Below are 26497 nucleotides of genomic sequence, written 5' to 3'. Positions count from 1 at the left end.
ACCCGATTCGGTACAAAATCCTCCCCAGGCCGGAGCTTCCTCTAGGGCTTCTGAATAGCTCTCGGTTGTGGCCAGTCGGCCTCCGTCACCACGCCCCCGGTGACATCCACGGCCAGCTGCACCGGTCCATCGGGGCGTACGTACAACTCGTAGTTGCCCTGTGGGACCTCGAAGAAGACTGCTGAGTGGACGATCTCCCCGTCCGGCGAGGGCCGTGGCACCACGGCGACGTGCGGCAGCGCGTGGCTGTGCCCGTGTCCGTGTCCATGCCCATGGTCGTGTCCATGTCCATGTCCGTGTTCGTGCTGGTCCGCGTGGCTACTGGCGAAGTTGGTCGGGCGTAGTTCGATCTCCTCGCCCTCCAGTGCCGCAGGCAAGGTGATGACCAGGGCGCCGATGTCTCCGCCGATGTCGAGCAGGACGGACGATCCTTTACCCGCGTGCGGGTTTTCGACGGTGCTCATCAGGCGGCCGGCGTTCCGGGCTTGGACTGGTAGCCGCCGGCCGGAACGCCGAGGTACGGGAACCACGTCAGGTAGTCCGCGTTGGTGTTCGACGTACCGTCCTTGATCGCTGCGGTCGCCGCATCAGGCTTGAACGCGGGGTCCACCAACGGGATCGTCAGGCCCGCGATGGCACGGAGTTCGACGGTGACGACGTCGTCGAAGACCCGACGACCGTTCGGGAAGCCGGCCGCGTCACCGGCGACCAGACCCAGCGGGTTCGGCGACTTCGCCGGCGGGACCGCGACGTTCAGCCGCAGCAGGTCTGCCTGCACCGGACCGGTGTAGTTCTGGAACCCGGGTACGACGCCCTTCGGGATGCCGGTGAGCAGGATCGCCGCCAGGTCGGCGCGGGACTTCTTGTACGCCGCGAGGTTGGGAAACACGCCCGGGTACAGGACCGGCAGCAGACCGGCGAGCTCGGGCTTGGTCACGTAGCCGGCGAACCGCTTGTCGCCGTACGGCGCCTGGCTGTTCCACTTGTCCTTCTCGGCCATCGGCACGATGACCTCGTTGAACAACGGGTTCCCGAGCCGGGAGACCTGCTTGTACGGGCCGTGCCACGTCGGGATCCCGCGTACGTCGTCGAGGATCTTCGACGCTTGGCGACTGGCCGACGCGTACACGCCGATCACGGCCCTCGGATCCAGTACGCCGGTCGGCTTCCGCCCGTCGCGGGTGAGGTCCGTGATCGGGACCTGCAACGCGATCGTGTGCACGTTCGACCCCTGCAGGCCGTTGACGCCCATCGCGGCGGCCGACGGAATCAGGTGTGCCATCTGGAACGGCCGGAGCGTGCCGAGATCGAAGATGCTGCCGAGGTCGGCGAAGAACCCGTCCGCACGCTGACCCGCGAACACCTTGCGGTTGGTGCCGATCGTGTGGATCGCCTGGCCGGCGAGCTTCGCGTAGTTCGGCGTACTGCGGATGCCGACGTTCACGGGCGGTGCCGCGAGATTGCGGGCCAGGATCCGCGAGCGGCCGTGCTCCACCCGCGTGACCGAGTAGTACTGCGGACGGTTCCAGGTGCGATCGGAGATGGAGCTGATCGGACCGGTGTTGTACAGGAAGGTCTTCTTGTTCCTGATCTCGGCGTGGAAGCGGAACTGGTAGCTGATGTCGGAGCGGCCGGTGCCGCTGTTCGAGATGTGGATCTCGTACAGGACGTCGTCACCGAACTCGTAGAAGTTCGGCCCGCCGAACGGGTTCTGGAACGGGATGAAGTTGGCGATCAGAGTCACCGTGTCCGGCTTGTCCGGGCTGACGAACGCGTAGACATCGGTGTTGTCGGCGACCGGGTCTTTCGAGATTTCCGGTGCTTCGCGGTGCGAAGACATGACTGTTCCTCCAGTGAAAGCTTCTGTGTGCAGTGCAGGAGAGCCCGGGCGGCTGGGCTCGTGGCGCGGCTCAGGCGGTAGTCATGCCGGCCAGGCGCGCAGCCAGTTCGCGATCGGTCAGCAAGACCTCGCGGTTGCCGACCAGAATCGCCATCTGGCCCTTCTTGACGTCCTTCACGTGGACGACGAACGAGTCTGCCGTCGCCAGATCAGCCGCCTGCAACTGTTCCCCACCCGCGGCCTCCACCGGCCGCTCGCCGAGGAGCTTCGGCACCGCCACAGCACCGACCGCTGCCGCGGTCCCTGCACCGGCGAACACCAGAAAGCCCCGGCGTGTTGCGTCACTCATGTCTGTCCCTTCCCTCTCACGAGCGCCGGCACCGACTGCCATCTGCGACTTAGTCGCATATAATGTGACCCGGGTCACAACTACGCTCGGGAGGTCTTCGCCGCCGACGCACCACCGGATGGGTCGGAAGACAGCGCACCGGGCTCGTATCATCCATTACATGGATGAGTCCCGGGATGCTTCCGCGAACGCCGTTACCGCCGCGACCTCGGCTGACGTGATCGCTGATCTGCGATCGCGGATCCGTGAGCGCTGGGAGGGCTTCTCGCCGGCCGCGCGGGCGGTCAGCCGGTCGCTGACCGAGCGAACGGCGGAGGAATTGCTGTTCCTGTCCGCGGCCGACCTCGGCGCCGAGACGAAGACCAGCAACGCGACGGTCATCCGCACGGTGCAGGCGCTCGGGTACTCCGGTCTGGCCGAGCTGAAGGCGAAGATCGCGGCGCCGTTCACGCAGGCGAACCGGCCGGTGGTCCGCGCCCGCAAGCGGGTCGAGTCGACCGGCGGGGATCTGGCCAGCGTCTGGCACCAGGTTCTGGCGGAGTCGCTGGACCGGCTCGAGCTGATGCAGCCGACCTTCTCGCTCGACACATACCAGCACGCCGTACAACTACTGCTCGATGCGAAACACACGCTGACCTACGGCTTCGGCGCCTCGTTCGTGGCCGCGGATCATCTGGCCCTGGTGCTGCGCCGGGTGGGGCTTCGTGTGACCGCCCTGCAGGCCGGGGGCTTCCGGCTCGCCGACGACCTGCTTGCGATCGGGCCTGGTGATGTGGTCGTCCTGTTCGCACCGGGTCGCTCGGTCATCGAGGTCGACGTCCTGGTCGACCGCGCCCGGGACGTCGGGGCCGCGACCGTGCTCGTGACCGAGGATCCGGACAGCAAGCTTGCCCGCGCGGTCACAGTCACGCTGCACTCGCCGACGACCCCCACCGGCCTGACCGGCGAGCCGCTGACCTCGATCGTTGTCGGGGATGTGCTGGCGCAGGGCGTCGCAACCCTGGCGGCCGACCGGTCGGTGGAGGCCTCCGAACAGCTGACGGCGCTCCGCCGGAGGCTCGGTTTCTAACCTTCGCACAATGATGGCCCACGATTGCTCACCAATTCCGTAGCTGCTAAATTGGTCACCAATCCTCACTTCCTCGCCCACCCTGAGCGGAGCGAGGGGTGGGGACGTTGCAGCACTTTTCGTTGGAAGGTGGCTATGCGTGGGCGACCTCGACCTTGCGGGCCGGGCTGCGGTGGTGACCGGGGTCGGCGGCCGGCGTGGCATCGGCTTCGCGGTGGCGCGGGCACTGAGCGCCGCAGGTGCTTCGCTCGTCATCTCGGCGGCCGGTGACCGGGTCTACGAACGCGCGGCCGAGCTTCCCGCCGGCACAGTTGCCATTGCCGGTGACCTGACCCAGGACCGCACTGCCGTGGAGCTGGCCCGAGCCGCCACGTCCCGGTTCGGCCGGCTCGACATCGCCGTCAACTGTGCGGGGATGACCTCGACCACGCGGCCCGAGCCGGAGTCGGGATCCGCCCGGGAGCTGTCGTTCGAGAAGTGGCAGGCGAGCCTGTCCCGCAACCTGGACGCGGCGTTCCTTTTCGCACGTGCTGTCCTGCCGGCGCTCGAGGAGTCCGGCACCGGGCGTCTGGTGATGGTGTCCAGCCTGACCGGACCGGTCATGGCCATGCGCGGTGAGGTCGCGTACTGCGCGGCGAAGGCCGGCGTCACCGGACTGGTCCGCGGACTCGCGCTCGACTCCGCGGCCGCAGGGGTCACGGTCAACGCAGTGGCGCCGGGCTGGATCGCCACCGACTCGCAGACGCCCGACGAGCACAAGCAAGGGCTGCGGACCCCGGTCGGCCGCAGCGGCACCCCGGAGGAGGTCGCCGGCCTCATCGCCTATCTGTGCTCGCCGTCCTCGTCCTATCTCACCGGCCAATGCCTCGTCGTCGACGGCGGCAACTCGATCGCGGAGGAACGAGCATGACCCAGCACTTCGACTTCTTCGAGGAAGCAGCGCTCCCCGCGCCGGAGATCACCCTGACCCAGGCGGCGGAGTACGTGCAGGCGACGTACGGCATCCACGGCGACGTCACCGAACTCGGCAGCCAGCAGGACGCGAACTTCCTGGTCGACGCAGGCGCCCGCTACGTCCTGAAGGTGTCCAACGCCGCCTTCACCCGCGAGGACCTGGAGGCGCAGGACCTGGCGGCCGCCCGCGTCGCCCGGCTCGAACCCGACATCCAGGTGCCCGTGGCGATTCCCGGCCCCGACGGCTCGACCGTCCAGCCCATCGCGCTCGAAGGGCGGCCGACGTACGCGCGCCTGGTGACCTTCGTGGCCGGCGACGTCCTCAGCGACAGCCGCTACCTCGCGCCCGAGATCGTCGCCGCCCTGGGCGATCTCGCTGCCCGTACGTCGCGTGAGTTGGCCGGCCTCGCCGACCAGGTCCCTCCCCGCTCCCTCCAATGGGATCTGCGGAACGCGGCCGAGGTGGTGACGCGACTCGCCGACTTCGTGGCCGTGCCCGGCGGACCGGATGCCGTCCTGGCCGCCGCCAGGACCGCCGCCAAGGCACTCGCGCCGTACGCCGGAACCCTGCCGCTACAGGTGATCCACGGAGATCTGACCGACGACAACGTGATCGCCGCGGTCGACGCCGACGGCCGCCGGCGACCGGTCGGCGTGATCGATTTCGGCGACCTCGCGGAGAGCTGGTCGATCGCCGAACTCGCCGTCACCTGTACGTCGCTGCTGCACCACTCCCCTGATCCGTCGGCGATCCTCCCGGCGATCGTCGCGTACGACCGGATCCGCCCGATCTCCGACGACGAACTCGCGGCGCTCGGGCCACTCGTCGTACTGCGGGCCGCGGCGTTGGCGGTGAGTGGTCAGCAGCAGGCGAAGGTCGACCGCGACAACCGCTACGCGACGGAGAACCTCGAACGCGAGTGGGCGATCTTCGAGCGGGCGACGTCCGTTCCGCTCGAGGTTCTGACGGAGCTGATCCGCGCTTCGGTGCGGCCTCGGAGGGAGCGCCGGACCGTTGACGGCTCCGCCCTGCTGTGGATCGCCGATGACCAGCCCGTGGTCCCGACGCCGCTGGATCTGTCGACCACGAGTATCGACCTGCACGACGGGCTGTTCCTGGTTGAAGGCGCAGAGGCGGCGGCAGCACTCAAGCAGGACGGGTCGGTGGCCGTGGCTGTTCCCTACCTCCAGCCGCGGCTGACGCGTACCCGCCTGAACTCGTTCGAGGCTCCGGCGTCGATCGGCCTCGGCGTCGAGGTGTTCGCAGTACAGGACCTGGAGCTCCGGGCACCGTGGGCCGGGGTCATCGAGCGGCACGACGATGCCGTCGCGCTCAAAGGCCCGGAGGGTATGACGTCGTGGCTCACTGGTGCGAACGTCAGCGCTGAGGGTGCCGTCGACACCGGCGAGGTTCTCGGCCGGCTGGCAGCTCACGCCTCATTACGGGTGCAGGTGAGTGACCTCGACACCCGGCCGCCGTTCTTCGTTCCAGCCAGTCTCGCCGCAGCCTGGGCAGAGTCGTGCCCGGACCCGACCGGTCTGATCAATCCAGCCGCGGTCCCGACCCGGGCCGCCAGTCGCGAGGCACTGCTCGATCGCCGGGACAATGCATTCGCGACGGTCCAGGAGCACTACTTCCGGGAGCCGCCGCAGATCGAGCGAGGCTGGCAGAATCACCTGTTCGACACCGAGGGCCGCTCATACCTCGACATGGTCAACAACGTGTCGATCCTCGGCCACGGGCATCCGCGCCTCGCCGCAGCCATCGAAGAGCAATGGCGTCTGCTGAACACCAACTCCCGCTTCCACTACCGCGCGGTCGTCCAGTTCTCCGAGCGCCTGGCCGCGCTACTGCCTGGGCAGCTGGACACGGTGTTCCTCGTCAACAGCGGAACCGAGGCCGTCGACCTCGCCCTCCGGCTCGCCTGGGCGAACACCGGACGACGTGACATCGTCGCCGTCCGGGAGGCCTATCACGGCTGGTCCGACGCGACCGATGCCGTCTCGACGTCGGTCGCCGACAATCCCAACGCCCTTGATTCCCGGCCGTCCTGGGTGCACACGGTCGCCGCGCCGAACGCCTATCGCGGGCAGTACCGCGGACCCGACGCCTACCGGTACGGCGAGGACGCCGTTGCCTCCATCAACAAGCTGGCCGAGGCAGGCCACCCGGCCGCCGCGTTCCTGTCCGAGTCGTTCTACGGCAACGCCGGCGGCATGGCTCTCCCGGACGGCTATCTCCGAGCCGTCTACGCCGCGGTACGCCGGGCCGGCGGGCTGTGCATCGACGACGAGGTCCAGGTCGGGTACGGACGCCTCGGAAACCATTTCTGGGGCTTCGAGCAACAAGGCGTCGTACCGGACATCGTCACTGTGGCGAAGGCGATGGGCAACGGGCATCCGCTCGGCGCGGTCATCACGACAGCTGCGATCGCCGAGGGCTACCGCAGCCAGGGCTACTTCTTCTCATCGGCCGGCGGGAGTCCGGTCAGTTGCGTCGCCGGCACGGTCGTTCTCGACGTGCTTCGCGACGAGCAGTTGCAGGAGAACGCGCGCTTGGTCGGTGACCATCTCCGGACCCGCCTGCTGGAACTCGCCAACCGCCATCCGATCATCGGCGCCGTGCACGGGATGGGGTTGTACGTCGGCGTCGAACTCGTCCGCGATCGCAGCACGCTGGAGCCCGCGCCGGCGGAGACCGCCGCGATCTGCGAGCGGATGCGTGAGCTCGGCGTGATCATGCAGCCGACGTCGGACCGCCTGTGTGTACTCAAGATCAAGCCGCCGCTGGGCATCACGATCGCCGATGCCGATTTCTTCGCCGACGCACTCGACCGTGTTCTTACCGAAGGGTGGTAAAGCTGTGACGACCGTCCAGAACTTCATCAACGGAGAGCTCGTCGACTCCGTCCGGGGCGAGACGATGCCGATCGTCGACCCGTCGACCGGCGAGCAGTACGGATCGGCCCCGAACTCGACCGGGCCCGACCTCGACGCTGCCTACGCCGCCGCGTCGTCCGCCTTCGTCGACTGGCGACGCAGTACGCCGTCCGCCCGCCAGAAAGCACTGCTCGACTTCGCCGACGAGGTCGAGCGGGCCGCGGACGACCTGATCGCGGCGGAGGGCCGCAACACCGGCAAACCCGGTCACCTCACCAAGGCCGAAGAGATCCCGCCGATGGTGGACCAGATCCGCTTCTTCGCCGGCGCCGCGCGTCTGCTGGAAGGCCGCTCCGCCGGCGAGTACCTCGAAGGGCACACGTCGTGGCTGCGTCGTGAGCCGATCGGCGTGATCGGCCAGGTCACTCCCTGGAACTACCCGATGATGATGGCGATCTGGAAGTTCGTCCCCGCGGTTGCCGCCGGCAACACCGTCGTACTCAAGCCCAGCGACACCACTCCGGTCACCACAGTGATGCTGGCCGAGCTTGCCGCGAAGCATCTGCCGCCGGGGGTCTTCAACGTCGTCACCGGCGACCGGGACACCGGCGCCGCGCTCGTCGCGCACCCGACCCCGCAGATGGTCTCAGTGACCGGATCGGTCGCCGCCGGCCGGGCCGTTGCCGCGAGCGCCGGCGGGCATCTCAAGCGCACGCACCTCGAGCTCGGCGGCAAGGCGCCGGTGATCGTCTTCGAGGACGCCGACCTCGAAGCCGCGGCCGAGTGCATTGCGATGGCCGGGTACTTCAACGCCGGCCAGGACTGCACCGCGGCCACCCGGGTGCTGGTCCAGGCGCCGGCCGCCGCCGACTTCATCGCCGCGCTGACCGCCTGCACTGAGCGGGCCACGACGACCGCGGGCCGCTCCCCCGACGACGCGGACGCCTGGGTGCCGCCCGTCAACAACGCGGTCCAGCTGGAGCGCGTGCTCGACGCCATCTCCCGTGTCCCGGCGCACGGCTCGGTCGTCACCGGCGGGCGACGCCAGGGCGACACCGGGTACTACGTCGCGCCCACGGTCATCGGCGGACTGCGTCAGGACGATTGGCTGTCGCAGCACGAGATCTTCGGGCCGGTCATCACTGTGCAGACATTCGACAGCGAGGACGACGCGCTGCGGTCGGCCAACGGCGTCGAGTACGGCCTCGCGTCATCGGTGTGGACCAAGGACGTGAGCCGCGCACTCCGTCTTTCGGCGGCGCTCGACTTCGGCTGCGTGTGGATCAACACGCACATCCCGCTGGTGGCCGAAATGCCCCACGGTGGCTTCAAGTCGTCGGGCCACGGCAAGGACCTGTCCGTGTACGGCCTCGAGGACTACACGCGCATCAAGCACGTGATGGCCGCCCTGACCTGACGGTCAGGGCGGCCCGCCCGATCACCAGTCCCGGGTCAGTACCTCATCGAGAACCTCGGTGAACAGCTCGGCGTCGGCCGGCGTGAACGCGAGCGGAGGCTTGATCTTCAGCACGTTCTCGGCCGGCCCCGTCGGGTACACCAGCATTCCCTCGTCCTTCATCAGCTCGCTCAGCAGCAGCGCCTCCTGCGGTGCCGGCTCCTTGGTCGCCCGATCACGAACGAGCTCGATGCCGACGTACATTCCGTGGGCGCGTACGTCGCCGATCAGCGCGTGCCGGCCGGCGAGCTCGCCGAGCCTGGCGTCGAGGACCCGCCCGGTCTCGGCCGCACGAGCCTGCAGGCCTCGCTCGGAGATCTCGTCGAGTACGGCGGTCCCGATGGCACACGAGACCGGATTGCCGCCGAAGGTGTTGAAGTACCTCATCCCAGTATCGAAGGCGTCGGCGATCTCCCGGGTGGTGACCACGGCCGCCATCGGATGGCCGTTGCCGATCGGCTTGCCCATCGTCACGATGTCCGGCACGACGCCCTGGCCCTCGAATCCCCAGAAAACGTCGCCGAAACGGCCGAAGCCGACCTGGACCTCGTCGGCAATGCAGAGTCCGCCGGCCGCCCGGACATGCGCGTGCGCCTGTTCGAGGTAGCCGTCGGGATAGAAGATGCTGCCGGCTGTGCCCATCGCCGATTCCGCGATGAACGCGGCCGGCGGCGTACCGAGTGCGGTGAGTCGATCGACCTGCCGCCGGACGTCCGCGGCGTACTTGCTGCCCGCGTCGGGATCGTCGTACCCGAACGGGCCGCGATAGCGGTTGGGTTGCTGCACCTCGTGCGTGGTCGGATCGGGTCCGGTGCCACCCGGGCCCTTGTAGCGGTTCGGGCTGAGTCCGGTGAGGACCGAGGTGTTGCCGTGATACGCCCCGTCGACCACCAGTACGTCGTTGCGCCCGGTGACCGTGCGGGCGATCCGGACGGCCAGGTCATTGGCCTCGCTTCCGCTGCAGACCAGGAACACGACCTCGAGTGGATCGGGCAGCAACGCGGTCAAGCGTTCGGCGTACTCGGCGATCCCCCGGTAGAGGAACCGGCTGTTCGTGTTGAGCTGCCACATCTGTGCGGTGGCGGCCTCGACGACGCGGGGATTGGAGTGGCCGACATGACTGACGTTGTTCATCGCGTCGAGGTAGCCGCGGCCGAACTCGTCGTACAGCCAGGCGCCCCGGCCGCCGACGAGCTGCATCGGCCGGTCGTAGTACGAGCGTTGCGACCGCGCGAATCGTCGGTTTCTTGTCGCGAGCACCTTGTTCGCCGTCCAGGCGACGGCGGGGTCTGGCTGGGCACCGAGTCCTAGGAAGTCGGACGGATCGGGCGAGATGATCGCCCACGCGGCTGCCTCGGAGGGTGTCACCAGCCGTCCACCAGCCTTTGCTGTCTCCAGGGAGCGGAAGATCGCTACGCGGAGACTGGTGTGCGCGGTACCGATCGGCTCGCCCCTGGCCACCGTGACGCCGGTTGACAACGGCGAGTCGAGGCCGGTCCAGCGGGACCAGATCGTCTCGTCGGCCTCGTGGCGGAGGATCAGGTACGCCGCACCGCGCTCCTGCACGACGCCGCTGTGTGGCGCGACGACCTGGAACGGCTCCGACGACGCCAGCTCGATGCCGAGTCTGAGCGTGGCCGCCTCACCCGCCTCACCCGCCTCGGTCGTTCGCCGGACGACGGTGCCGGCGTCGGCGCTCAGGTGACGGCCGAGCCGGGCGCGATCATCCTGGCCGACCGGTTCGTGCGCGGGTTCGAACGGCACTAGGTCAAGGGCTGCCAACTTGTGGGCGTCTGCACCCGGCGCGGGCCTGCCCGGTTCGACCGCAGCCCCGGCGGCCATGCGAACCAGGAGCTCGCCGACCTCCGGCGGAGTTGTCGCGATCAGAGCTATCGCCGGCCAGGTGTGCTTCATCCGCTCGTGCCCGTACGACGTACCGCCGTCCGCTTGACGCTTGGTCCACGTGACGGCATTGACGCAGAGCCTGGCTGCGGCGAGCGGGTAGAGCACGGCGAGCTCGTCTTCGGTGAGTTCGAGCTCGGCGGCGTACCCACGGATCACGGCCGTCGCCGCGCTGAGCGGGTTCTTCTTGCGCAGCATCGCGTAGGCGACCGCCACGGCCAGCTCACCGATCCGCGCGGTGTGCAGCGCGTCGGCGAAGTCCAGCACGGCGTGCACATGATGGCGACCGTCCGGTCCCGGGCGGGCCAGGACGTTGAAGTCGTTGAGATCCTGATGGACGACCGACCTCGGAAGCCCGGCAGCATGGCTGTCCATCGCCCGGTCGAACCAGCCGACGATCTCTCGCACCTGGGCCTGCCGGGCCGGGTCCTCGACCGCTTCGATGCCCTCGGCAATCGCCTCCGGCGACCGCAGTACATCCCAGTGGCGAGTTGTTGCCCCAGGCAACGCGGTGGCCGGCGCGAGCGCCTGGACCATCCGGGCGGCGGTCAGGCCGAGCTCGCCGAGGAGTTGTGGGGAGTGACTGTTCAGATCGGACAACGTCCGGCCGGGCAGCCAGGGCTGAACCGTGACGATCCGGCGCGTCCCGTCGCGGTCGATCGGGACGACGGTATCTCCGTTGCGGGAGGCAATTGCGGTGGTGGCGTGCACCGGTCCGAGGACGCCCGGCCGGGCGGCGAGAGTCTGCAGTGCGTGCCGCCAGCGGATCTCGTCGGGATCGGCTCCGGGCGAGGAAACCTTGACGACAACACGGGATCCGTCGGCGAGGTCGACAGCCACGTTCTGATCGACCTCGCCACCCAAAGGTGATTGTGCGACCGCCCGGAGACCGAACTCCTGGGCGAGGACTTCGGCGATGCTCGCCTGGTTCCACTGCTCGACCGGCGAACTCGACTCGAGAATACTCATTGCACCTCACAAGATTGGTGACCAATGCACCAATGCTACCATTGTCGCGGAGCGCGATAGAGTGCCCTCGAAGATGTACGCAGGGTGAGAGAGGGAGCCGCATGACGGTCGACGGACGAGTCTCGAGGCTGAATCGCGGTACGACCGCCGAAGAGGTCGCGGCGCTGCTGCGCGAGACGATCATGGACGGACGGCTGAAGCCGGGCGAGCAACTGCGCGAGGAGGGCCTGTCGGCCCAGTTCGACGTCTCCCGCCGCACCATCCGGGACGCGCTCGGCATCCTGGCCCGCGAGCGGATCGTGCGCCACTATCGCCACAAGGGCTCCCGGGTCGTGCTGTTCACCGAGGAGGACATCCGCGACCTCTACCGCGTCCGCAAGACGCTGGAGGGCAGCGCCGCCGCGCGAGCCGCCACATTGACCGACGCGGAGCTGCGGCCGCTCTCCGAGGCCTTCGACCAGTTGGCGCAGGCAACCGACTCGGGCCACGCCCAGGAGATCGTGGAGCGCGACCTGGAGTTCCACCGGGCCGTCGTCGGCCTGATCGGCAGTGCCCGGGTCGACGACTTCTTCGCCGGTATCGCGGTCGAGATGCGCTTCGCCCTGTCGATCCTGGAAACCACCTACCGCGAGTCGGCCCACCGCCCCGCCGAAGCCCTCGACGAACACCGAGCAATCTGCCAGGCCTTCCTCCACCGCGACCCCACCGAAGCCGCCCGCCTGGTCCAGGCCCACGCCGACGCCAACGAACGCCTCCTGGTCAACGTAGTCGCCTCAACCGACATAACAGCCCTCACCCCCTAACCACCCCACCGCCGTACCGCCGTACTGCCGTACTGCGGAGCGTCGTACTGCCGTGCTGTCATGTACTCAATCGGCGGAGTGGACCAGGCGGCCGGCGAGGTAGGTGCGGGCCACGGTTGCTCGGAGGAGCGTCTCCGGGCCTCCGGTGCGGATGTCTTCGGTGAGGATGATGAAGTCGGCGAGTTTGCCGGGGGTGAGGCTTCCTTTCACCGCCTCTTCGTGGGCGGAGTACGCCGGGTTCGCGGTGTAGGCGAGTAGGGCCTCGTCGACGGTGATTGCCTGGTCGGGGTGGAACGGGTCGTCCTGCGGTGAATCGCCGGACGTGCGGGTGATCGCGGCATACATGTTGCGCAAGGGATCGAACTCCGCCACGTGGGACTTGTTGAACGCGCCGGGGAGGTCCGAGACCAGGTTGACGGTGACGTCGCTGTCGATCATGCGGCGCCAGGCGAACGCGTTTGCCGCGCGGGCCGGGCCGATCGCCCGGTCGAGGTTCGTCGAGTAAAGGAGGAGCTGGTCCGGCGTCACGTCGGCGACCAGCCCGAGCTTGCCGGCGCGGGCGAAGTCGTCGTCCGCCAGATGCCAGGCGTGGATGAGCCGATGCCGCCGGTCGCGCGGCTCGTTCAGGTGCGCCGCCCGCTCGAAGGCGTCGATCGCGATCCGGCAACCGCGATCGCCTTGTACATGGACGCCGATGTCGAAACCCGCCGCGTCACCCGCCAGGACGAGTTCGGCCAGTCGTTCCTCACCGACGAAGCGGTACGACCAGCCGTCGGTCAGGCCGGTCCCCGGTGCATCCGCGGGGTCGAACGGCGGGAGCATCGCACCGCTGTCGACGAAGATCTTGAGGGCCCCGAAACGCAGCCACTCATCTCCGGCCTGAGGCGTGACACCGTGACCGGCCAGCCGGTCGTGCGTGTCGAGCGGGAGGAAGGCGTAGACGCGGACCGACAGCTCGCCGCGGTCCGCGAGAGTCCGGAAGATCTGCGCGTTCGAGAAGCTGCGCTCGAGGAAGACCGGCGGGATCGTCTCCTCGGTCACCGCCGGCAGCCGCGCGATGTCGTGGATCGACGTGATCCCGACCGCGTTGAGCTCGGCCATCACACCGCGCGCACCGAGCAGCTTCTGCTCCAGCGACATCGGCGTGACCAGCCGGTGCACGAACTCACCGGCTTGTCCGTACAGCATCCCGGTGAGGTTCCCGCCCGCGTCCCGGCCGTACCTGCCGCCGCGCGGGTCCGGCGTACCGCGGTCGATGTTCGCGACGCCCAGAGCCTTGGAATTGGCGAAGTACTGATGGTCGGCGCGGCGGATCAGCAGCGGGTTGTCCGGCGTCAGCGCATCGATCGCGGCCAGGTCCGGCTCGAGCAGCGTGACGTCGTCGCCGCGGGTGGAGGCGAAGTCCCCGAGGTCTCCCCCGGTGATCCAGACGCCAGGGGTCAGCCGCGCGGCCGTGGCCGCGACGCGTTCCTCGAGGCGGGCCTGGTCGTTGACGTCGGTCAGCGCAACCTGGAAGTACCAATCGACGGCGTTCTCGAAGTGCGTATGCGCGTCGATGAAACCCGGGCACACCATCCGCCCGGCCAGGTCGAGCACCTCGGTGGTCTCGCCTGCCAGCTGCAGGATCTCGGCGTCGTCGCCGACCCGGACAATGCGGTCCCCCGCGACCGCGAGGGCTGAAGCGAGCGGCCGGTGCGGATCGGCGGTCCACACGATCCCGCCGTACACGACGAGATCGACCGCTTCAGCCTGGGGCGATGGGGTGGTCATTCGCTGTGGCTCCTCACCTGGATTGCAGATCAGTCGTCCGTAAGGACTGGACAGACCGTAATAGTCGTTACAGTATTGCGTCAATGTTCCCTTACTGACCAAGAGTGTTCATCGGAGGAGTGCGCGTGCCGAGTCCCCGAGTCATCGAGATCGCCAGCCCGTCGGCCCTGGAACGTGGCCGTCAGTACGGCGGTGCCGCGGCGGATCTGATCGCCGACGCGATCGCCTACTACCGGGAGGCTTTCGCGCACCAGGCCCGTCTGAGCTGGGACCAGGTGCTCGAGCACACCCGGCCGTGGCAGCGCCTCGTCGAGCGGGATCACCCCGGGCTGCTGGCGGAGATGGCTGGGATCGCCGACGGCGCTGGAGTCACCCTTCCCGAGATCCTCGCGCTCAACTGCCGCGGCGAGATCATCTACGACAACTGGTTCCCCGACTCCACAGCCCGCGCCGACACCGACGGCTGTACGTCGTTCTCGCTGATCGACGGAGCGGCCGGCGACGGGCACGTGTACGCCGGCCAGAACTGGGACTGGCGCGAAGCGGTCCGCGGAACCGTCGTCATCCTGCGGATCGTGCAGCCGCCGAAGCCGACGCTGATCCTGCAGGTCGAAGCCGGGCAGATCGGCCGCCACGGCGCGAATTCGGCCGGCCTCGCGCTGAACGCGAACGGTCTGGGCGGCCGCTTCGACGACTCGGCGGGGATGCCGCAGACGGTCATCCGCCGCGCGGTCCTCGACGCCGCGAACATCGCCGACGCGGTCAAGATCCTCACCTCGACCACCGCCCACATCCCGAGCAACGCCCTGCTCACCCACCGGGACGGATTCTCGATCGACATCGAGACCACACCGGGCGGCCACGGCTGGGAGTACGGCGAGAACGGATTGCTTGTGCACGGCAACCATTACCAGGTGCTGCGGGAGGTCGGAAGCCGGCTGATCTCACCCGACTCGCTGATCCGGGTACCACGCGCCCACCGGGGTCTGGCGAAGGCGGCCACGTCCGACGACGTACGGAACACCATCCACACGGCGATGTCGGACCATCTCGGACACCCTGACTCGCTCTGCGCGCACCCGGACGAGCGGCTACCCGCCGTGGAGCAGTGGTCCACAACCCTGTCCAGCTGCGTCGATCTCACCACCGGGGAGTACTACGTCGCCGCGGGACCGCCGTGCGAGAACAAGTACGAACTCGTCCCGTTCAACCTGTACGACGAGGTCCGGCCATGATCGAGCATCGCAGCGAGCCGACCTCGGCCCACTTCGCGCGTGGCAAGACCCCGATCTTCGCCTCGCAGTACGACCAGCGGCTCGGCTACTGCCTCTACGTGCCGGAGAACCTGCGCACCGAACGGGCCCCGCTGCTCGTCATGCAGCACGGCACCGAGCGCAACGCGTCGCTGTACCGCGACCATATGGCCGGGTTCGCCGACGAGCACCAGGTCGTCGTACTCGCGCCGCTGTTCCCGGCCGGGATCATCGATCCGGAGGATCTGCACAACTTCAAGTTCATCGAGTACCAGGGCATCCGGTACGACCGGGCGTTGCTCGCGATGATCGACGAGGTCAGCCGCCGATACCCGGTCGACCCGGACGTCTTCTATCTGCACGGATTCTCCGGCGGCGGGCAGTTCGCCCACCGCTTCCTCTATCTCCATCCGGATCGGCTGGCCGGCGTCTCGATCGGTGCTCCCGGCCGGATCACCCAGCTCGACGACAGCCTCCCCTGGTGGCTCGGCACGAAGGATCTCGAGCAGCGCTTCGGCCGTGCGGTCGATCTCGAGTCGCTGCGCCGGGTGCCGATCCTGATGGTTGTCGGCGACAACGACGTCGAGACCTGGGAGATCGACAATCCCGGCGAGGCCAACTGGATGGACGGCGTCGAGAACACCGGCCGTACCCGGATCGAGCGGTTGCGCACGCTCGAGCGCGATTTCCTTGCCCAGGGCATCGACGTGCGGTTCGAGCTGGTCCCGGGCGTCGCCCACCGCGGCTCCTTGATCCTCCCGGCCGTCCGGGACTTCTTCGCCGGGTTGCTGCAGTCCCGGTCCGAGATTCACCGCCCCACGCCTGTAACGCCTCTTCGACACCAGGAGTGAATGCCATGTCCAACACCGCTTCGAGGTTGCGGCGGTCGCTCGCCCTCCTCACTTTGACCGTCGCGGCGGTCGGCCTGGCCGGGTGCGGCGGCACGTCCGCGTCGCCTGCCACCGGCGACGCACCGAACGCGAACCGGGCCGCTGCCGCCCAAGGGATCAGCTCGGATCTCAACCTCGAGCAGTGCGGCAAGGAGACCAGGACGATCAAGCACGACCTGGGCACCACCACGATCACCGGTACTCCGAAGCGGGTTGTCGCACTGGAGTTCTCTTTCGTGGACGCGCTGGTAGCGGTCGGCATGGCGCCGGTCGGCGTCGCCGACGACGACAAGCCGGAGCGGATCATCCCCGGCCTGAAGGACAAGGTCGGCAACTACAAGTCGGTCGGCCTGCGGGCGACGCCGAACATCCAGGTGCTGACCGCGCTGAAGCCCGACCTGATCCTGGCCGACAGCGGACGGCACAAGGCGATCTACGCCCAGCTGTCGAAGATCGCGCCGACCGTCGCCTACGCCAGCCTCAACGGCAACTACCAGCAGGTGATGGACAGCGAGATGTCCGCTGCGATCGCCCTGAACAAGTGCGACCAGATGAAGGCCCGGCTGGCCGAGCACGACAAGATCCTGACCGATCTGAAGGCCAAGGCGAAGTCCGGTGAGACCCGCAAGGCATTGTTCGCGGTGTCGTCCGACAAGGAGTTCACCGGGTTCCCGCCGAAGGCCTATACCCCCGGCGTACTGGCGCTGCTCGGGATCAAGTCACCGCTGGCGGACGACAGCGGCGACGCGACGGTCTCGCTCACGCTGGAGACTGTGGTCAGCACCAAGCCGGACATCATGTTCATCGCCGGCCAGACCGGTGACACGCTGGCGGATACCTGGGAGAAGAGTCCGCTCTGGAAGCAGATCCCGGCGGTCAAGGACAACGCGACGTACAAGGTCGACCAGAACGTCTGGTCACGGTCGCGTGGTCTGGTCGCATCGGAACTGATCGCCCAGGAAGCCGTCAAGAACCTCTACGGGAACTGACATGACCCAGTCGACCGGGATCGCGCCCGGACCTGCCGAGACTGCCGTGCACCGGCGCCCGAAGATCGTCACCAGCAAACAGCGGGTCACCTGGGTGGCCCTGTTCCTGCTGGCCCTGCTCGTGATCGGGGTCGTCTGGGGCCTGTCCATAGGGAGTCAGCACATCCCGCTCTCGCGGTTGCCCGGAGCAATCTTCAAGGCCGACGACTCCGACGAGCTGATCCTGCAGTCGATCCGGATGCCGAGGATCGTGCTGGCCCTGCTGGTCGGCGCGGCACTGGCGGTGGCCGGCGCACTGATGCAGGCGGTCGCCGCGAACCCGCTGGCAGCGCCCGAGATCATGGGCGTCAACGCCGGTGCGGTGTTCGTGGTCGTGCTCGCGGTGACCGTCGTACCGTCGCTGTCCGGCGCGCCCACGATTCTCCTGGCGTTCGGCGGCTCGGCCGCGGCCGGCGTGTCGGTGATGCTGCTGGCTGGGTCGGGCCGCGGACGGGTGAGCCCTGTCCGCCTGGCCCTGGCCGGCGTCACCGCGAGCAGTCTGCTGATCTCGCTCACTCAGGTGCTGATCATCTTCGACGAGAACTCCGCGGACAGCGTGCTGTTCTGGCTCGTCGGCGGCGTGAACTTCGCGGCCTGGGGCGACATCCGCAATCTACTCCCCTGGCTCGTCATCGGGCTGGTGGGCGCGTTCTCGATGTCCCGCTCGCTCAACCTGCTCGCCCTCGGCGACGACATGGCTCGCGGTCTCGGTCAGAACGTCGAACGGACCCGCTTGCTCGGCTCGGCTTTTGTCGTCGTGCTGTGCGGCGCGGCAGTCTCCGTCGCCGGTCCGGTCGCGTTCATCGGCCTGATCGTGCCGCATATCGTCCGACGCCTGGCCGGCTCCAACTACACCGTGCTGCTTCCGCTGTGCGCAGCCGCCGGGAGTGTCCTCGTGCTGTACGCCGACATCCTGTCCCGCCACGTCAAACCGCCGTACGAGGTCCCTGCGGGCGTTGTGACCGCGCTCCTCGGTGCACCGATCTTCGTGTACCTGGCCCGTCGACAGAAGGTGACTTCATCGTGAGTACTGCGATCGTCGCGCAACATGTCCGGCGGATCACGACGGCTCAGCGATATCCACGAGCCGTCGTCGGATCGCTCGGAGTACTCGCCGTCGTGCTCAGCTTCTACAGCCTCAGCGTCGGTGCGACCGATGTCTCGATGCATGACGTCTTGAACGCGGTCACGGGCAACACCAGCGATCAGGCCGCTCAGATCGTGGTCGACTTCCAGTTGCCGCGGGTGCTGCTCGCCTGGCTGGTCGGTACTGCGCTGGCCGTGTCCGGCGGCGTGATGCAGGGTGTCATCCGCAACCCGCTGGCCGCTCCCGACGTCGTTGGTGTGACCAAGGGTGCGGGCTTCGCGGGCATGTTGCTGCTGCTCGCGATCCCTGGCGTACCCGTGCTCGCCGTCGTACCGGCGGCCTTCGTCGGTGGATTGCTGGCCGCGGGGCTGGTGTATCTGCTGGCCTACCGGCGTGGTGCCACGCCGGTGCGGATCGCGCTCGTCGGTGTTGCTGTCAGCGCGGCGTTCGAGGCGGGCATCCGGTTCCTGCTGGTTCGGAACCCGCTGGATGTCAGTGCGGCGTTGATCTGGTTGACGGGCAGTCTTTTCGGCCGGTCGATGAGCTCTGTGTACGAGATCCTCCCGTGGGTTGTGGTGTTGGTGCCGCTGGTCCTGATCTGGGCCCGCAAGCTCGACGTACTCGGGCTCGGTGACGACCTGGCCGCCGGGCTCGGCGAGCCGGTCGAGAGGACCCGGCGGCTGCTCCTGCTGTTCGCGGTGGCGCTCGCCTCGTCGGCCGTGGCGGTGTCCGGAACCATCGGGTTCATCGGCTTGATCGCGCCGCACATGGCTCGCCGCATCTTCGGCGGGCGGCACCTCGCATCGCTCCCCTCGGCCGCTCTCTTCGGAGTACTGCTGATGCTGTTCGCCGACATGATCGGGCGTGGCCTCGCGCCGCCACTCGAGATCCCGGCCGGTCTGGTGACTGCGGTCATCGGCGGTCCGTACTTCCTGTACCTGCTCGTGAAGACCGGAAAGTAGGAGACCCACCATGCGTCTGCAGGCACAGGGCGTCCAGCTCGCCTATGACCAGCACGTCATCGCTCGCGATCTGACCCTCACCATCCCTGACAGCAAGGTCAGCGTGCTGATCGGACCGAACGGCTCGGGAAAGAGTACGGCGCTGCGGGCGTTGGCCCGGCTGCTCCCGCCGTCCAAGGGCAGCGTGATCCTGGACGGCAAGTCGATCCACGACACGTCGACCAAGGAAGTGGCACGGCAGCTCGCGATCCTGCCGCAGGTCCTGGTCACGCCCGAGTCGATCTCGGTCGAGGACCTGGTCTGGTTCGGCCGGCACCCGCACCGCACCTCCCTGAAGGTGCCGAGCCCGGCCGACAAGGAAGCGGTCGAATGGGCCATGACCGTCACCAGCACCGTCGAGTTGCGCCACCAGCACGTCGACCAGCTGTCCGGCGGCCAGCGCCAGCGGGTCTGGATCGCGCTCTGCCTCGCGCAGGGCACCGACCTGATCCTGCTCGACGAGCCCACGACGTACCTCGACGTCGCCTACCAACTCGAGGTGCTGGACCTGCTGCATCAGCTCAACCAGGAGCAGGGCAAGACCGTCGCGATGGTGCTGCACGACTTCAACATGGCCGCGGAGTACGCCGACCACGTCTTCGTGATGAAGTCCGGCACCCTCGTCACCGAAGGCTCACCCGAGGACGTGTTCACCGCCGACATCATCCGCACCGTCTTCGGCGTGGAGTCCAAGGTCGTCCCCCACCCGGTCAGCGGCAAACCAATGTGCATCCCCCTCCGCGCCGGCCTCCGAACCCAAACCCCAACAGCCCTGGCCAACTGCTGAACGTCGTTGCACCGGCCTCCGGGATGGTGGGAGGCCGGTGCGCCTGGGTCAGATGGGCAGGGGGTCGTAATTGGCGCCGAAGGGGGCGTCCGGGCGGGCGAACTCGCCCATCAGGGCGCGCCTCAGGGGTGTGGTGCGTTCCAGGAACTCGGGGTCGTTGCTGAGGCGGTCGGCGGGGCGGACCCACGGGGGGCTGTAGACGTAGTGGGTGGTGAAGCGGTCGTAGTCGCCGTCGTGGCGGAAGGTGCGGTGCCAGACGCCGTTGTGGAAGACCAGGGCGGCGCCGGCCTCGGCGCACACGACGTGGCCGATCGCGACGTCTTCCTTGTTCTTACGGATCGAGTCCGGGAGCGGGACCCGCGACCGGTGGCTGCCGGGGATCAGCTCCATGTTGCCCATGCCAGGCACGGTCTGGTCGGTCAGCAGGTACGACACACGGAGCTGGATCAATGGGACCGGATATCCCAGCTCCTTGAAGTCGAAGGCCGACGATCCGTCCTGGTGCCAGCCGCCGTTCCCGCCGTGCGCCGGTTGCATCGTGTTCCAGCCGGCCTGCAGTACGAATCGATCGCCGAGCAGGCCCTGGACCTTCGGAAGCACGGCAGGATGATCGATCAACCTCTCCAGCACCGGCTCGCTCTCGTAGGTCCGGCCGATCTGCCCGAACTCGCGGTCCCGGCTCTGGTGCAGCCGCTGCGAGACGTCGTACGCCTCGGCGGCCTCGTCCTTGGTCAAGACGTTGGGAATCAGGAAGTAGCCCCAGGACTCGAAGATGAAGCGGTCAGTCTCGGTCAGCTCACCTTTGTCTACGACGGGATCAAGCATCACTCTGTCCTCTTCTTCGTGCAGTTGAGACGGCGATGGTGGCTGTTAAATCTTCGCCGAGGTACCCGGCGCGTCCAATCCGCACGCGTGTCGTGCGGCCACCGGATTTTCGGATTGCTGAGCATGCAGCAAGATGGCGGCATGGAGCACGAGATTCTGGATCTGGCGCAGGACTTGGCCGAGATCGGTCGGCTGGTGGATGACGACGACGTGGCCTCGGTCCTGGATCGGTTCGTCCGGCGGGTGGTGTTCAGCGTGCCTGAATGTGAAGAAGCATCGATCACCGTGCTGACGCAGGACAGGCCCGAGATCATCGCGCGCCATCACAAGACCGCGGCCCAGGTCGCCGAACCGTCGCGGGCCGCTCTGGCAGAGCAACTCAGCGCTCCGAGCGGCCCATTGCAGGAAACGCTGCTGTACGGCGAGCCGCGCCGGATCGGCGACCTGGCTGCGGACCACCGCTGGCCCGATTTCGACGCGGCCGCCATCAACGCCGGCTACCGCAGCTGCGTGTTCCTCCCGCTTCCGGCGGCCGGCGGTACTGCGGCGGCGTTCACCCTGTTCTCGGCCAAGCCGGACGCGTTCGGCGCAACGTCGTACGACATCGTCCTGCTCTTCGCGCTGCACGCCGGCGTCGCGTTCGACAACATCAGCCTGTACGACAACAGCACGCAGCTGATCGAGCACCTACAGTCCGCGCTGCAGACCCGAACGGTGATCGGACAGGCACAGGGCATCCTGATGCATCGCTACGGCATCGGCTCCGAGGTCGCTTTCGACGTCCTCAAACGCGGTTCACAAGACAGGAACGTGAAGCTCAGAAACCTCTCCCTCGAACTCGTCGACGCCCAACACGCAGGCAAGCTCAGCGCAGTCCTCCAGCAGTACGGCCTCAGTCAGTGAGGCTGCGTACCAGGTGGGTGACCAGTACCGCGGCGCGGTCTGGATCGTCGGCGATGGGGCCTAGCGCGTCGTAGGTGACGAAGGACGTCACGGCGGTCACGCCGGCCAGGACGTCGGCCTCGTCGAACGAAGGCGCGGACTCCGCGGCTAGGCGTCGGACCAGACTTTGCATCTGCTTGCCACGCCATTCCTCGCGTTGTTCCAGGATCGACGCGACGTCGTGGTCGACCGCGGCCAGGCCGAACAACGCCCGGAGAAGCTCGCGTTCGGAGTGCCAGAACAGGCAGGTCCGCTGCACGATCGCCGCGCAGGCTTCACCGGCGCTCAGGTGCTGCGTGTCCGTCAGGAGTTGGTCCATGCCTGCGCGGTCGACGAGGTCGGCCAGCACCGCGTCGAGCAGCCCGCGCTTCGACCGAACCTGGTTGTAGACCGTCACGCGGGTCACCCCCGCCCTGTTGGCAACAGCCTCGATCGTGAAGTGCTGCCAGTCGTGCGTGGCCAGCAGTTCCCGAGCGGCGTCGATGATGCCGCGACGGGTTGCCGCTGTCGTGGCGGCACGTCGACCGAGGGTGCTCACTGCCCGCTCCTTCCCTTGACACGTTGTACAGCGACTCACTATACAGGCAGTAAAGCGACAGGAAGGTCAAGGATGTCCGACAGAGGAATGCTGATCGAGTTCGGCGGACTGCCCGGCACCGGCAAATCGACACTCGCCCGTCTGCTCGCCCATGACACCAAGGCTGTTTGGCTACGCATCGACGAGATCGAAGGAGCGATGCGCCGCAACGGCCTGACTCCCGAGCAGACCGGTATTGCCGCGTACAGCGTCGCCCACGACGTAGCGACGAATCATCTGCAGCGTGGGCTGATGGTGATCGCGGACGCCGTCAATCCGGTCGTAGAGGCTCGTGACGGATGGCGTCACCTGGCGGCGGACGTCGACGCCGACCATGTGGTCGTCGAAACCGTGTGTCCCGACAGCACCGAGCACCGCCGTCGGGTCGAGACCCGCGCCGGCGATATACCCGGCTGGACCTACCCCTCCTGGGATCAGGTGCACGAGCTGATGACGGAGTACCAGCCGCGCACCGGCAACCACCTCGTCCTCGACACCACCCGCCCGGTGGACGACACCTACCAGGAGCTGACCACACATCTCGCCCGACGTACGACGTGAGTTCGGTTGCTGCGCTGCGCGGTCGATGCATTCCTGAGAGTGATGGTCGGTTGTTTACCTCGCGCACATGTGGGGTGCTCGCAGTGTTGGGGTCGGCGCGGCTGGCGGCTCTCACGATTGGTCAGGCTCTGGCGGTGCAGCCAGGGCCGGTCAATCCTGTGAGGAGGAATCGTGATACGGAAACGCATCGCGGCCGCGGTCGTGGCGGCGGCGGCCGTCATCGCCTCGGCGGTGGTCGTCAACGGCCGTACGGAACCCGCGCAAGCGGCGGCGAGCGTGCCGGTCTTCGACCACATCGTGCTGGTGATGTTCGAGAACCACGCATACTCGCAGATCAGCGGGAGCTCCAGCGCCCCGACGTTCAACAGCCTGGCGGGGCAGGGCGCGAAGTTCACCCAGGCGTACGGCGTCACCCACCCCAGCCAACCCAACTACGCGGCGATCTTCTCGGGGTCGACACAAGGCCTGACCAGCGACAGCTGCCCGCACACCTACAGCGGCAGCAACCTGGGCAAGCAGCTGATCGACGCCGGCAAGACCTTCAAGGGCTACTCCGAGAGCATGCCGTCGGACGGCTACACCGGCTGCTCGAGCGGCCAGTACCAGCGCAAGCACAACAGCTGGGTCAACTTCAGCAACGTGCCGGCGGCCAACAACCTGCGGTACTCCGACTTCCCCAGCTCGGCCAACTACGCGAGCCTGCCGACGGTGTCGTTCGTGACGCCGAACATGTGCAACGACATGCACGACTGCTCGGTCGGCACCGGTGACACCTGGCTGAAGAACAACCTGACGGCGTACGCGACGTGGGCGAAGACCCACAACAGCCTGCTGATCGTCACCTTCGACGAGGACAACGGCGGCTCGTCGAACCACATCTTCACCGCGTTCGTCGGCGCTCACACGCAGGTTGGCACCTTCTCCAACCAGATCAACCACTACAACATCCTCAGCACCATCGAGAGCTCCTACGGGCTGACGCACCTGAACTCGGCGGCAGCGGTCACCAACGTCTGGAACTAAGTCGTCCCGCAACTCGCGGCCATGCCCCGGCGTGGCCGCGAGTCCCGCCCTCGGAGGTGAGCCGCTCGTGTACCTGTCCTCGATCGACCGTCCGCACGCCGCGAAGACGTCGCGCCGGCGTGCCCTGTTCCTTGTCAGCGGCAACGTTCTCGCGCTTGGCACCGTCAGCCTGATCACCGACATCTCGTCGGAGATGGTGACCGCGGTGCTGCCGGTGTACCTGATGATCGGCCTGCACCTGAGCCCCACCGTGTACGGCGTGGTCGACGGCACCTACACCGGCGCCACGGCGCTGTTGCGACTCGTCGGCGGGTACGTCGCCGACCGGGCTCGCCGGCGCAAGTTCATCGCCGGTCTCGGCTACGGGTTGTCGGCCGTGGCGAAACTCGGATTACTTGCCGCAGGCAACGCAGTCGGTGCGATCGGCGCGGTGATCGCGATCGACCGAACCGGCAAGGGCCTTCGTACGGCGCCGCGCGACGCTTTGATCACGCTGTCGACGCCGCCGCGGCTGTACGGCCGCGCCTTCGGCGTACATCGGATGATGGACACCATCGGAGCGTTCGCCGGGCCGCTCGTCGCGCTCGGCATCCTGGCCGGCACCGCCCAGGCGTACGACGCCGTGTTCGTCGCGAGCTTCTGCATCGCGGCGTTCGGCGTACTCGTGCTGGTCCTGTTCGTGCGGGACCACCGCGATGAACAGCCCGCGAAAAGCACTGTGGCTCCCTCGGCGCTCCGCGGCCTGCTGCGGATCGCGCCGGTGCGACGGATGGTGCTCGCCGCGTGCCTCGCCGGCATGGTGACCATCGGCGACGGCTTCGTCTACCTGCTGCTGCAGCGGCGCGAGGAACTCGGCATCGGCTGGTTCCCATTGCTTGCCGTGGGCACCAATCTGTCCTATCTGGTGCTGGCCGCGCCGCTCGGCGTACTCGCCGACAAGGTCGGTCGGCAGAAGGTCGTGATCGGCGGCTACGTCGCCTTGATGCTGGTGTATCTGCTGCTGTTCGGACCGCTCGGCGGCTGGCCGCTGCTGGTCGTCGTGCTGGCCCTGTACGGCCTGTTCTACGCATCGACGGACGGAGTGCTGATCGCGCTGGCCGGGCCGGTGCTGCCGAGCGGCGTCCGTACGACGGGGATCGCGCTGATCCAGACCGGTCAGGCGTTGTCGTACCTCGTGTCCTCGGTGTTGTTCGGGCTGGCGTGGACGGCGTGGGGACCAGCCGCGGCCATCCGGATCGCCGCGGCGCTGGTCGCAGTCGCCGTACTCGCGGTTGCCCTGCTGCTGCGCGGGATCCCAGCGGAGCAGCCGGCATGACGCGGCGAATCGTGCTCGCTCTGGTCGGCGCACTGGTGCTCGCGACAGTCGGGATCGGGTACGGCGTACTCGCTGCAGCGCGCCAGCCCAGCACTCCTGTCGCAGCGGCCGATGCATTGAGCCTCACCGGCGCGCGGATCATGTTCCGCAGTACCGCACCGGACAGCAAGGGTCACCTGGCCCTCGTCGCCAAGGACGATCCGGGCGGGCCGCGATCGGTCTCCGCCCTGAGCTGTCTGCGGGTCTACGCAGCGGGCGGCACCGGCACGTGCCTGCGGCAGGACGGTGCGCTGACCACGTTCCAGATCGCCATCCTGGACAAGAACCTGAACGTGCAGAAGGCGATTCCGCTGGTCGGCGTACCGAACCGGACCCGGGTCTCCGGCGATGGCCGCCTGGTGGCATGGACGGTGTTCGTCGCCGGCGATTCGTACAACCACGGGCGGTTCTCCACCCGCTCCGGGCTCATCGACCTGAGCAGTGAGGACATGATCGACTCGCTCGAGTTCCTGTCGGTCACCCTCGACGGACACCCGTACACAGCCCCCGACCTCAACTTCTGGGGAATCACCTTCGCCGCCGACGACAACACCTTCTACGCCACGATGTCCACCGCCGGCCATCGCTACCTGGTCGAAGGCGACATCGCTGCCAAGTCGGTGCGGACCATCGCGGAGAACGTCGAATGCCCATCGCTCTCCCCCGACGGCAAACGCATCGCCTTCAAATCCGCCATCGACGGCAACCCAGCGAAGGGCTGGCGCCTGACCGTCCTCGACCTAGCCACAGGTACCCGCACCCCACTGGCCGAGACCCGCAGTGTCGACGACCAGCCGGCCTGGCTGGACCCCAACACCATTGGGTACGCCGTCCCGCGCGGAACCGCCGACTCCGACATTTGGTCCGTCCCCGCCGACGGCTCAGGCAGCCCCCAACTATTGATCCCCCACGCCGAGTCCCCCGCTGCCCTCAGCTGACGCGGCTGCTTAGAGGGTGGTATCAGCCGTTCGGGCTGGTGCTCGGCCGTGAGTTCCCCCACTACCTGTCCCTCCAGACGCTCGGTCCACCATCGAGCGATCAGTTGCCCGTAGCACCGGTCTGCTCTCGAGAGGGCGTGCTTGGTCCTGGGTTCTGCGCGAGACCAGGCCCGTGTCCAGCCGCTCCGGCACGAAGTTCGTTGCCTTTGGGCTGCGGGTCACGACCCGGCGATGATTGG

The 26497-nt window shown here is 67.8% G+C and carries 23 protein-coding genes; 16 read left to right on the top strand and 7 right to left on the bottom strand.

Annotation, left to right across the window (positions count from 1 at the left end):
• Positions 1-41: 41 nt before the first annotated feature.
• The 3 genes from EV645_RS31450 to EV645_RS31440 form a co-directional block, all read right to left on the bottom strand.
• A complete protein-coding gene (locus tag EV645_RS31450) occupies positions 42-464 on the bottom strand; it encodes a hypothetical protein (protein WP_130447674.1) in 423 nt (140 codons plus the stop codon).
• Positions 464-1840, bottom strand: coding sequence for a DUF4331 domain-containing protein (locus tag EV645_RS31445; RefSeq protein WP_130447673.1), 1377 nt, complete (start codon positions 1838-1840; stop codon positions 464-466). The genes EV645_RS31450 and EV645_RS31445 overlap by 1 nt, the downstream gene beginning before the upstream one ends.
• Positions 1841-1910: 70 nt before the next feature.
• Positions 1911-2189: a twin-arginine translocation signal domain-containing protein gene (locus EV645_RS31440; RefSeq protein WP_130447672.1), complete on the bottom strand. Its 279-nt coding sequence runs from the start codon at positions 2187-2189 to the stop codon at positions 1911-1913.
• Positions 2190-2349: 160 nt separating this feature from the next.
• Between EV645_RS31440 and EV645_RS31435 the strand changes: the two genes are divergently transcribed.
• The 4 genes from EV645_RS31435 to EV645_RS31420 all read left to right on the top strand — a co-directional run bounded on the left by EV645_RS31435 (position 2350) and on the right by EV645_RS31420 (position 8509).
• The gene (locus EV645_RS31435) at positions 2350-3258 is read left to right on the top strand and encodes a MurR/RpiR family transcriptional regulator (RefSeq protein ID WP_130447671.1); all 909 of its coding nucleotides are present in this window, start codon (positions 2350-2352) and stop codon (positions 3256-3258) included.
• Between the two features lie 139 nt (positions 3259-3397).
• Positions 3398-4168 (top strand): SDR family NAD(P)-dependent oxidoreductase, encoded by a 771-nt coding sequence (locus EV645_RS31430; protein ID WP_130447670.1) that lies wholly within the window; start codon positions 3398-3400, stop codon positions 4166-4168.
• The gene (locus EV645_RS31425; protein WP_130447669.1) at positions 4165-7071 is read left to right on the top strand and encodes an aminotransferase; all 2907 of its coding nucleotides are present in this window, start codon (positions 4165-4167) and stop codon (positions 7069-7071) included. The genes EV645_RS31430 and EV645_RS31425 overlap by 4 nt, the downstream gene beginning before the upstream one ends.
• A 4-nt stretch (positions 7072-7075) precedes the next feature.
• Entirely contained in the window at positions 7076-8509 is a 1434-nt protein-coding gene (locus EV645_RS31420; protein ID WP_130447668.1) for an aminobutyraldehyde dehydrogenase, read from the top strand.
• 21 nt (positions 8510-8530) lie between these two features.
• Here EV645_RS31420 and EV645_RS31415 read toward each other — a convergent pair whose 3' ends face one another.
• Entirely contained in the window at positions 8531-11419 is a 2889-nt protein-coding gene (locus EV645_RS31415; RefSeq protein ID WP_130447667.1) for an aminotransferase class III-fold pyridoxal phosphate-dependent enzyme, read from the bottom strand.
• Between the two features lie 101 nt (positions 11420-11520).
• Between EV645_RS31415 and EV645_RS31410 the strand changes: the two genes are divergently transcribed.
• A complete protein-coding gene (locus EV645_RS31410; RefSeq protein WP_198681971.1) occupies positions 11521-12222 on the top strand; it encodes a GntR family transcriptional regulator in 702 nt (233 codons plus the stop codon).
• A gap of 66 nt (positions 12223-12288) precedes the next feature.
• On the opposite strand, the gene EV645_RS31405 is transcribed toward EV645_RS31410, so the two are convergent.
• The gene (locus tag EV645_RS31405) at positions 12289-13992 is read right to left on the bottom strand and encodes an amidohydrolase (protein ID WP_130447665.1); all 1704 of its coding nucleotides are present in this window, start codon (positions 13990-13992) and stop codon (positions 12289-12291) included.
• Between the two features lie 125 nt (positions 13993-14117).
• Here EV645_RS31405 and EV645_RS31400 point away from each other — a divergent pair, with 125 nt between their 5' ends.
• The 6 genes from EV645_RS31400 to EV645_RS31375 are packed head-to-tail and all read left to right on the top strand — an operon-like array spanning position 14118 to position 20038.
• Positions 14118-15227: a C45 family autoproteolytic acyltransferase/hydrolase gene (locus tag EV645_RS31400; RefSeq protein ID WP_198681970.1), complete on the top strand. Its 1110-nt coding sequence runs from the start codon at positions 14118-14120 to the stop codon at positions 15225-15227.
• The gene (locus tag EV645_RS31395) at positions 15224-16096 is read left to right on the top strand and encodes an alpha/beta hydrolase family protein (RefSeq protein WP_130447664.1); all 873 of its coding nucleotides are present in this window, start codon (positions 15224-15226) and stop codon (positions 16094-16096) included. Before EV645_RS31400 ends, EV645_RS31395 begins: the two co-directional genes overlap by 4 nt.
• Positions 16097-16101: 5 nt before the next feature.
• The gene (locus EV645_RS31390) at positions 16102-17124 is read left to right on the top strand and encodes an ABC transporter substrate-binding protein (RefSeq protein WP_130447663.1); all 1023 of its coding nucleotides are present in this window, start codon (positions 16102-16104) and stop codon (positions 17122-17124) included.
• Between the two features lies 1 nt (position 17125).
• Positions 17126-18190 (top strand): FecCD family ABC transporter permease, encoded by a 1065-nt coding sequence (locus tag EV645_RS31385; RefSeq protein ID WP_130447662.1) that lies wholly within the window; start codon positions 17126-17128, stop codon positions 18188-18190.
• Positions 18187-19212 carry a FecCD family ABC transporter permease gene (locus tag EV645_RS31380; protein WP_198681969.1) on the top strand — a complete coding sequence of 342 codons (1026 nt, stop codon included), beginning with the start codon at positions 18187-18189 and terminating at the stop codon, positions 19210-19212. Before EV645_RS31385 ends, EV645_RS31380 begins: the two co-directional genes overlap by 4 nt.
• Positions 19213-19222: 10 nt before the next feature.
• On the top strand, positions 19223-20038 hold the full coding sequence (locus tag EV645_RS31375; protein WP_130447661.1) for an ABC transporter ATP-binding protein: 816 nt from the start codon (positions 19223-19225) through the stop codon (positions 20036-20038).
• 48 nt (positions 20039-20086) lie between these two features.
• On the opposite strand, the gene EV645_RS31370 is transcribed toward EV645_RS31375, so the two are convergent.
• The gene (locus tag EV645_RS31370; protein ID WP_130447660.1) at positions 20087-20863 is read right to left on the bottom strand and encodes a phytanoyl-CoA dioxygenase family protein; all 777 of its coding nucleotides are present in this window, start codon (positions 20861-20863) and stop codon (positions 20087-20089) included.
• 18 nt (positions 20864-20881) lie between these two features.
• Here EV645_RS31370 and EV645_RS31365 point away from each other — a divergent pair, with 18 nt between their 5' ends.
• The gene (locus tag EV645_RS31365) at positions 20882-21766 is read left to right on the top strand and encodes an ANTAR domain-containing protein (RefSeq protein WP_198681968.1); all 885 of its coding nucleotides are present in this window, start codon (positions 20882-20884) and stop codon (positions 21764-21766) included.
• Here EV645_RS31365 and EV645_RS42390 read toward each other — a convergent pair.
• Positions 21756-22343, bottom strand: coding sequence for a TetR/AcrR family transcriptional regulator (locus tag EV645_RS42390; RefSeq protein ID WP_130447659.1), 588 nt, complete (start codon positions 22341-22343; stop codon positions 21756-21758). The two genes, EV645_RS31365 and EV645_RS42390, sit on opposite strands and share 11 nt — an antisense overlap.
• A gap of 72 nt (positions 22344-22415) precedes the next feature.
• Between EV645_RS42390 and EV645_RS31355 the strand changes: the two genes are divergently transcribed.
• The 4 genes from EV645_RS31355 to EV645_RS31340 all read left to right on the top strand — a co-directional run bounded on the left by EV645_RS31355 (position 22416) and on the right by EV645_RS31340 (position 26258).
• Positions 22416-22943, top strand: coding sequence for a P-loop nucleotide/nucleoside kinase family protein (locus EV645_RS31355; RefSeq protein ID WP_198681967.1), 528 nt, complete (start codon positions 22416-22418; stop codon positions 22941-22943).
• A 171-nt stretch (positions 22944-23114) separates the two neighbouring features.
• Positions 23115-23966: an alkaline phosphatase family protein gene (locus EV645_RS31350; RefSeq protein ID WP_130447658.1), complete on the top strand. Its 852-nt coding sequence runs from the start codon at positions 23115-23117 to the stop codon at positions 23964-23966.
• A gap of 67 nt (positions 23967-24033) precedes the next feature.
• The gene (locus EV645_RS31345) at positions 24034-25281 is read left to right on the top strand and encodes an MFS transporter (protein ID WP_130447657.1); all 1248 of its coding nucleotides are present in this window, start codon (positions 24034-24036) and stop codon (positions 25279-25281) included.
• Positions 25278-26258 carry a TolB family protein gene (locus EV645_RS31340; protein WP_130447656.1) on the top strand — a complete coding sequence of 327 codons (981 nt, stop codon included), beginning with the start codon at positions 25278-25280 and terminating at the stop codon, positions 26256-26258. The genes EV645_RS31345 and EV645_RS31340 overlap by 4 nt, the downstream gene beginning before the upstream one ends.
• Positions 26259-26497: the final 239 nt, after the last annotated feature.

Source organism: Kribbella rubisoli (assembly GCF_004217145.1).
Taxonomy (GTDB): Bacteria; Actinomycetota; Actinomycetes; order Propionibacteriales; family Kribbellaceae; genus Kribbella; species Kribbella rubisoli.
This window is presented reverse-complemented; position numbering and strand designations above follow the sequence as displayed.

What these genes read in the sequence shown, in the direction of transcription:
- EV645_RS31450 (WP_130447674.1), bottom strand. Translation starts at nt 464, where the DNA reads ATGAGCACCGTCGAAAACCCGCACGCGGGTAAAGGATCGTCCGTCCTG.
- EV645_RS31445 (WP_130447673.1), bottom strand. Translation starts at nt 1,840, where the DNA reads ATGTCTTCGCACCGCGAAGCACCGGAAATCTCGAAAGACCCGGTCGCC.
- EV645_RS31440 (WP_130447672.1), bottom strand. Translation starts at nt 2,189, where the DNA reads ATGAGTGACGCAACACGCCGGGGCTTTCTGGTGTTCGCCGGTGCAGGG.
- EV645_RS31435 (WP_130447671.1), top strand. Translation starts at nt 2,350, where the DNA reads ATGGATGAGTCCCGGGATGCTTCCGCGAACGCCGTTACCGCCGCGACC.
- EV645_RS31425 (WP_130447669.1), top strand. Translation starts at nt 4,165, where the DNA reads ATGACCCAGCACTTCGACTTCTTCGAGGAAGCAGCGCTCCCCGCGCCG.
- EV645_RS31415 (WP_130447667.1), bottom strand. Translation starts at nt 11,419, where the DNA reads ATGAGTATTCTCGAGTCGAGTTCGCCGGTCGAGCAGTGGAACCAGGCG.
- EV645_RS31410 (WP_198681971.1), top strand. Translation starts at nt 11,521, where the DNA reads ATGACGGTCGACGGACGAGTCTCGAGGCTGAATCGCGGTACGACCGCC.
- EV645_RS31405 (WP_130447665.1), bottom strand. Translation starts at nt 13,992, where the DNA reads ATGACCACCCCATCGCCCCAGGCTGAAGCGGTCGATCTCGTCGTGTAC.
- EV645_RS31395 (WP_130447664.1), top strand. Translation starts at nt 15,224, where the DNA reads ATGATCGAGCATCGCAGCGAGCCGACCTCGGCCCACTTCGCGCGTGGC.
- EV645_RS31390 (WP_130447663.1), top strand. Translation starts at nt 16,102, where the DNA reads ATGTCCAACACCGCTTCGAGGTTGCGGCGGTCGCTCGCCCTCCTCACT.
- EV645_RS31385 (WP_130447662.1), top strand. Translation starts at nt 17,126, where the DNA reads ATGACCCAGTCGACCGGGATCGCGCCCGGACCTGCCGAGACTGCCGTG.
- EV645_RS31375 (WP_130447661.1), top strand. Translation starts at nt 19,223, where the DNA reads ATGCGTCTGCAGGCACAGGGCGTCCAGCTCGCCTATGACCAGCACGTC.
- EV645_RS31370 (WP_130447660.1), bottom strand. Translation starts at nt 20,863, where the DNA reads ATGCTTGATCCCGTCGTAGACAAAGGTGAGCTGACCGAGACTGACCGC.
- EV645_RS31355 (WP_198681967.1), top strand. Translation starts at nt 22,416, where the DNA reads ATGTCCGACAGAGGAATGCTGATCGAGTTCGGCGGACTGCCCGGCACC.
- EV645_RS31340 (WP_130447656.1), top strand. Translation starts at nt 25,278, where the DNA reads ATGACGCGGCGAATCGTGCTCGCTCTGGTCGGCGCACTGGTGCTCGCG.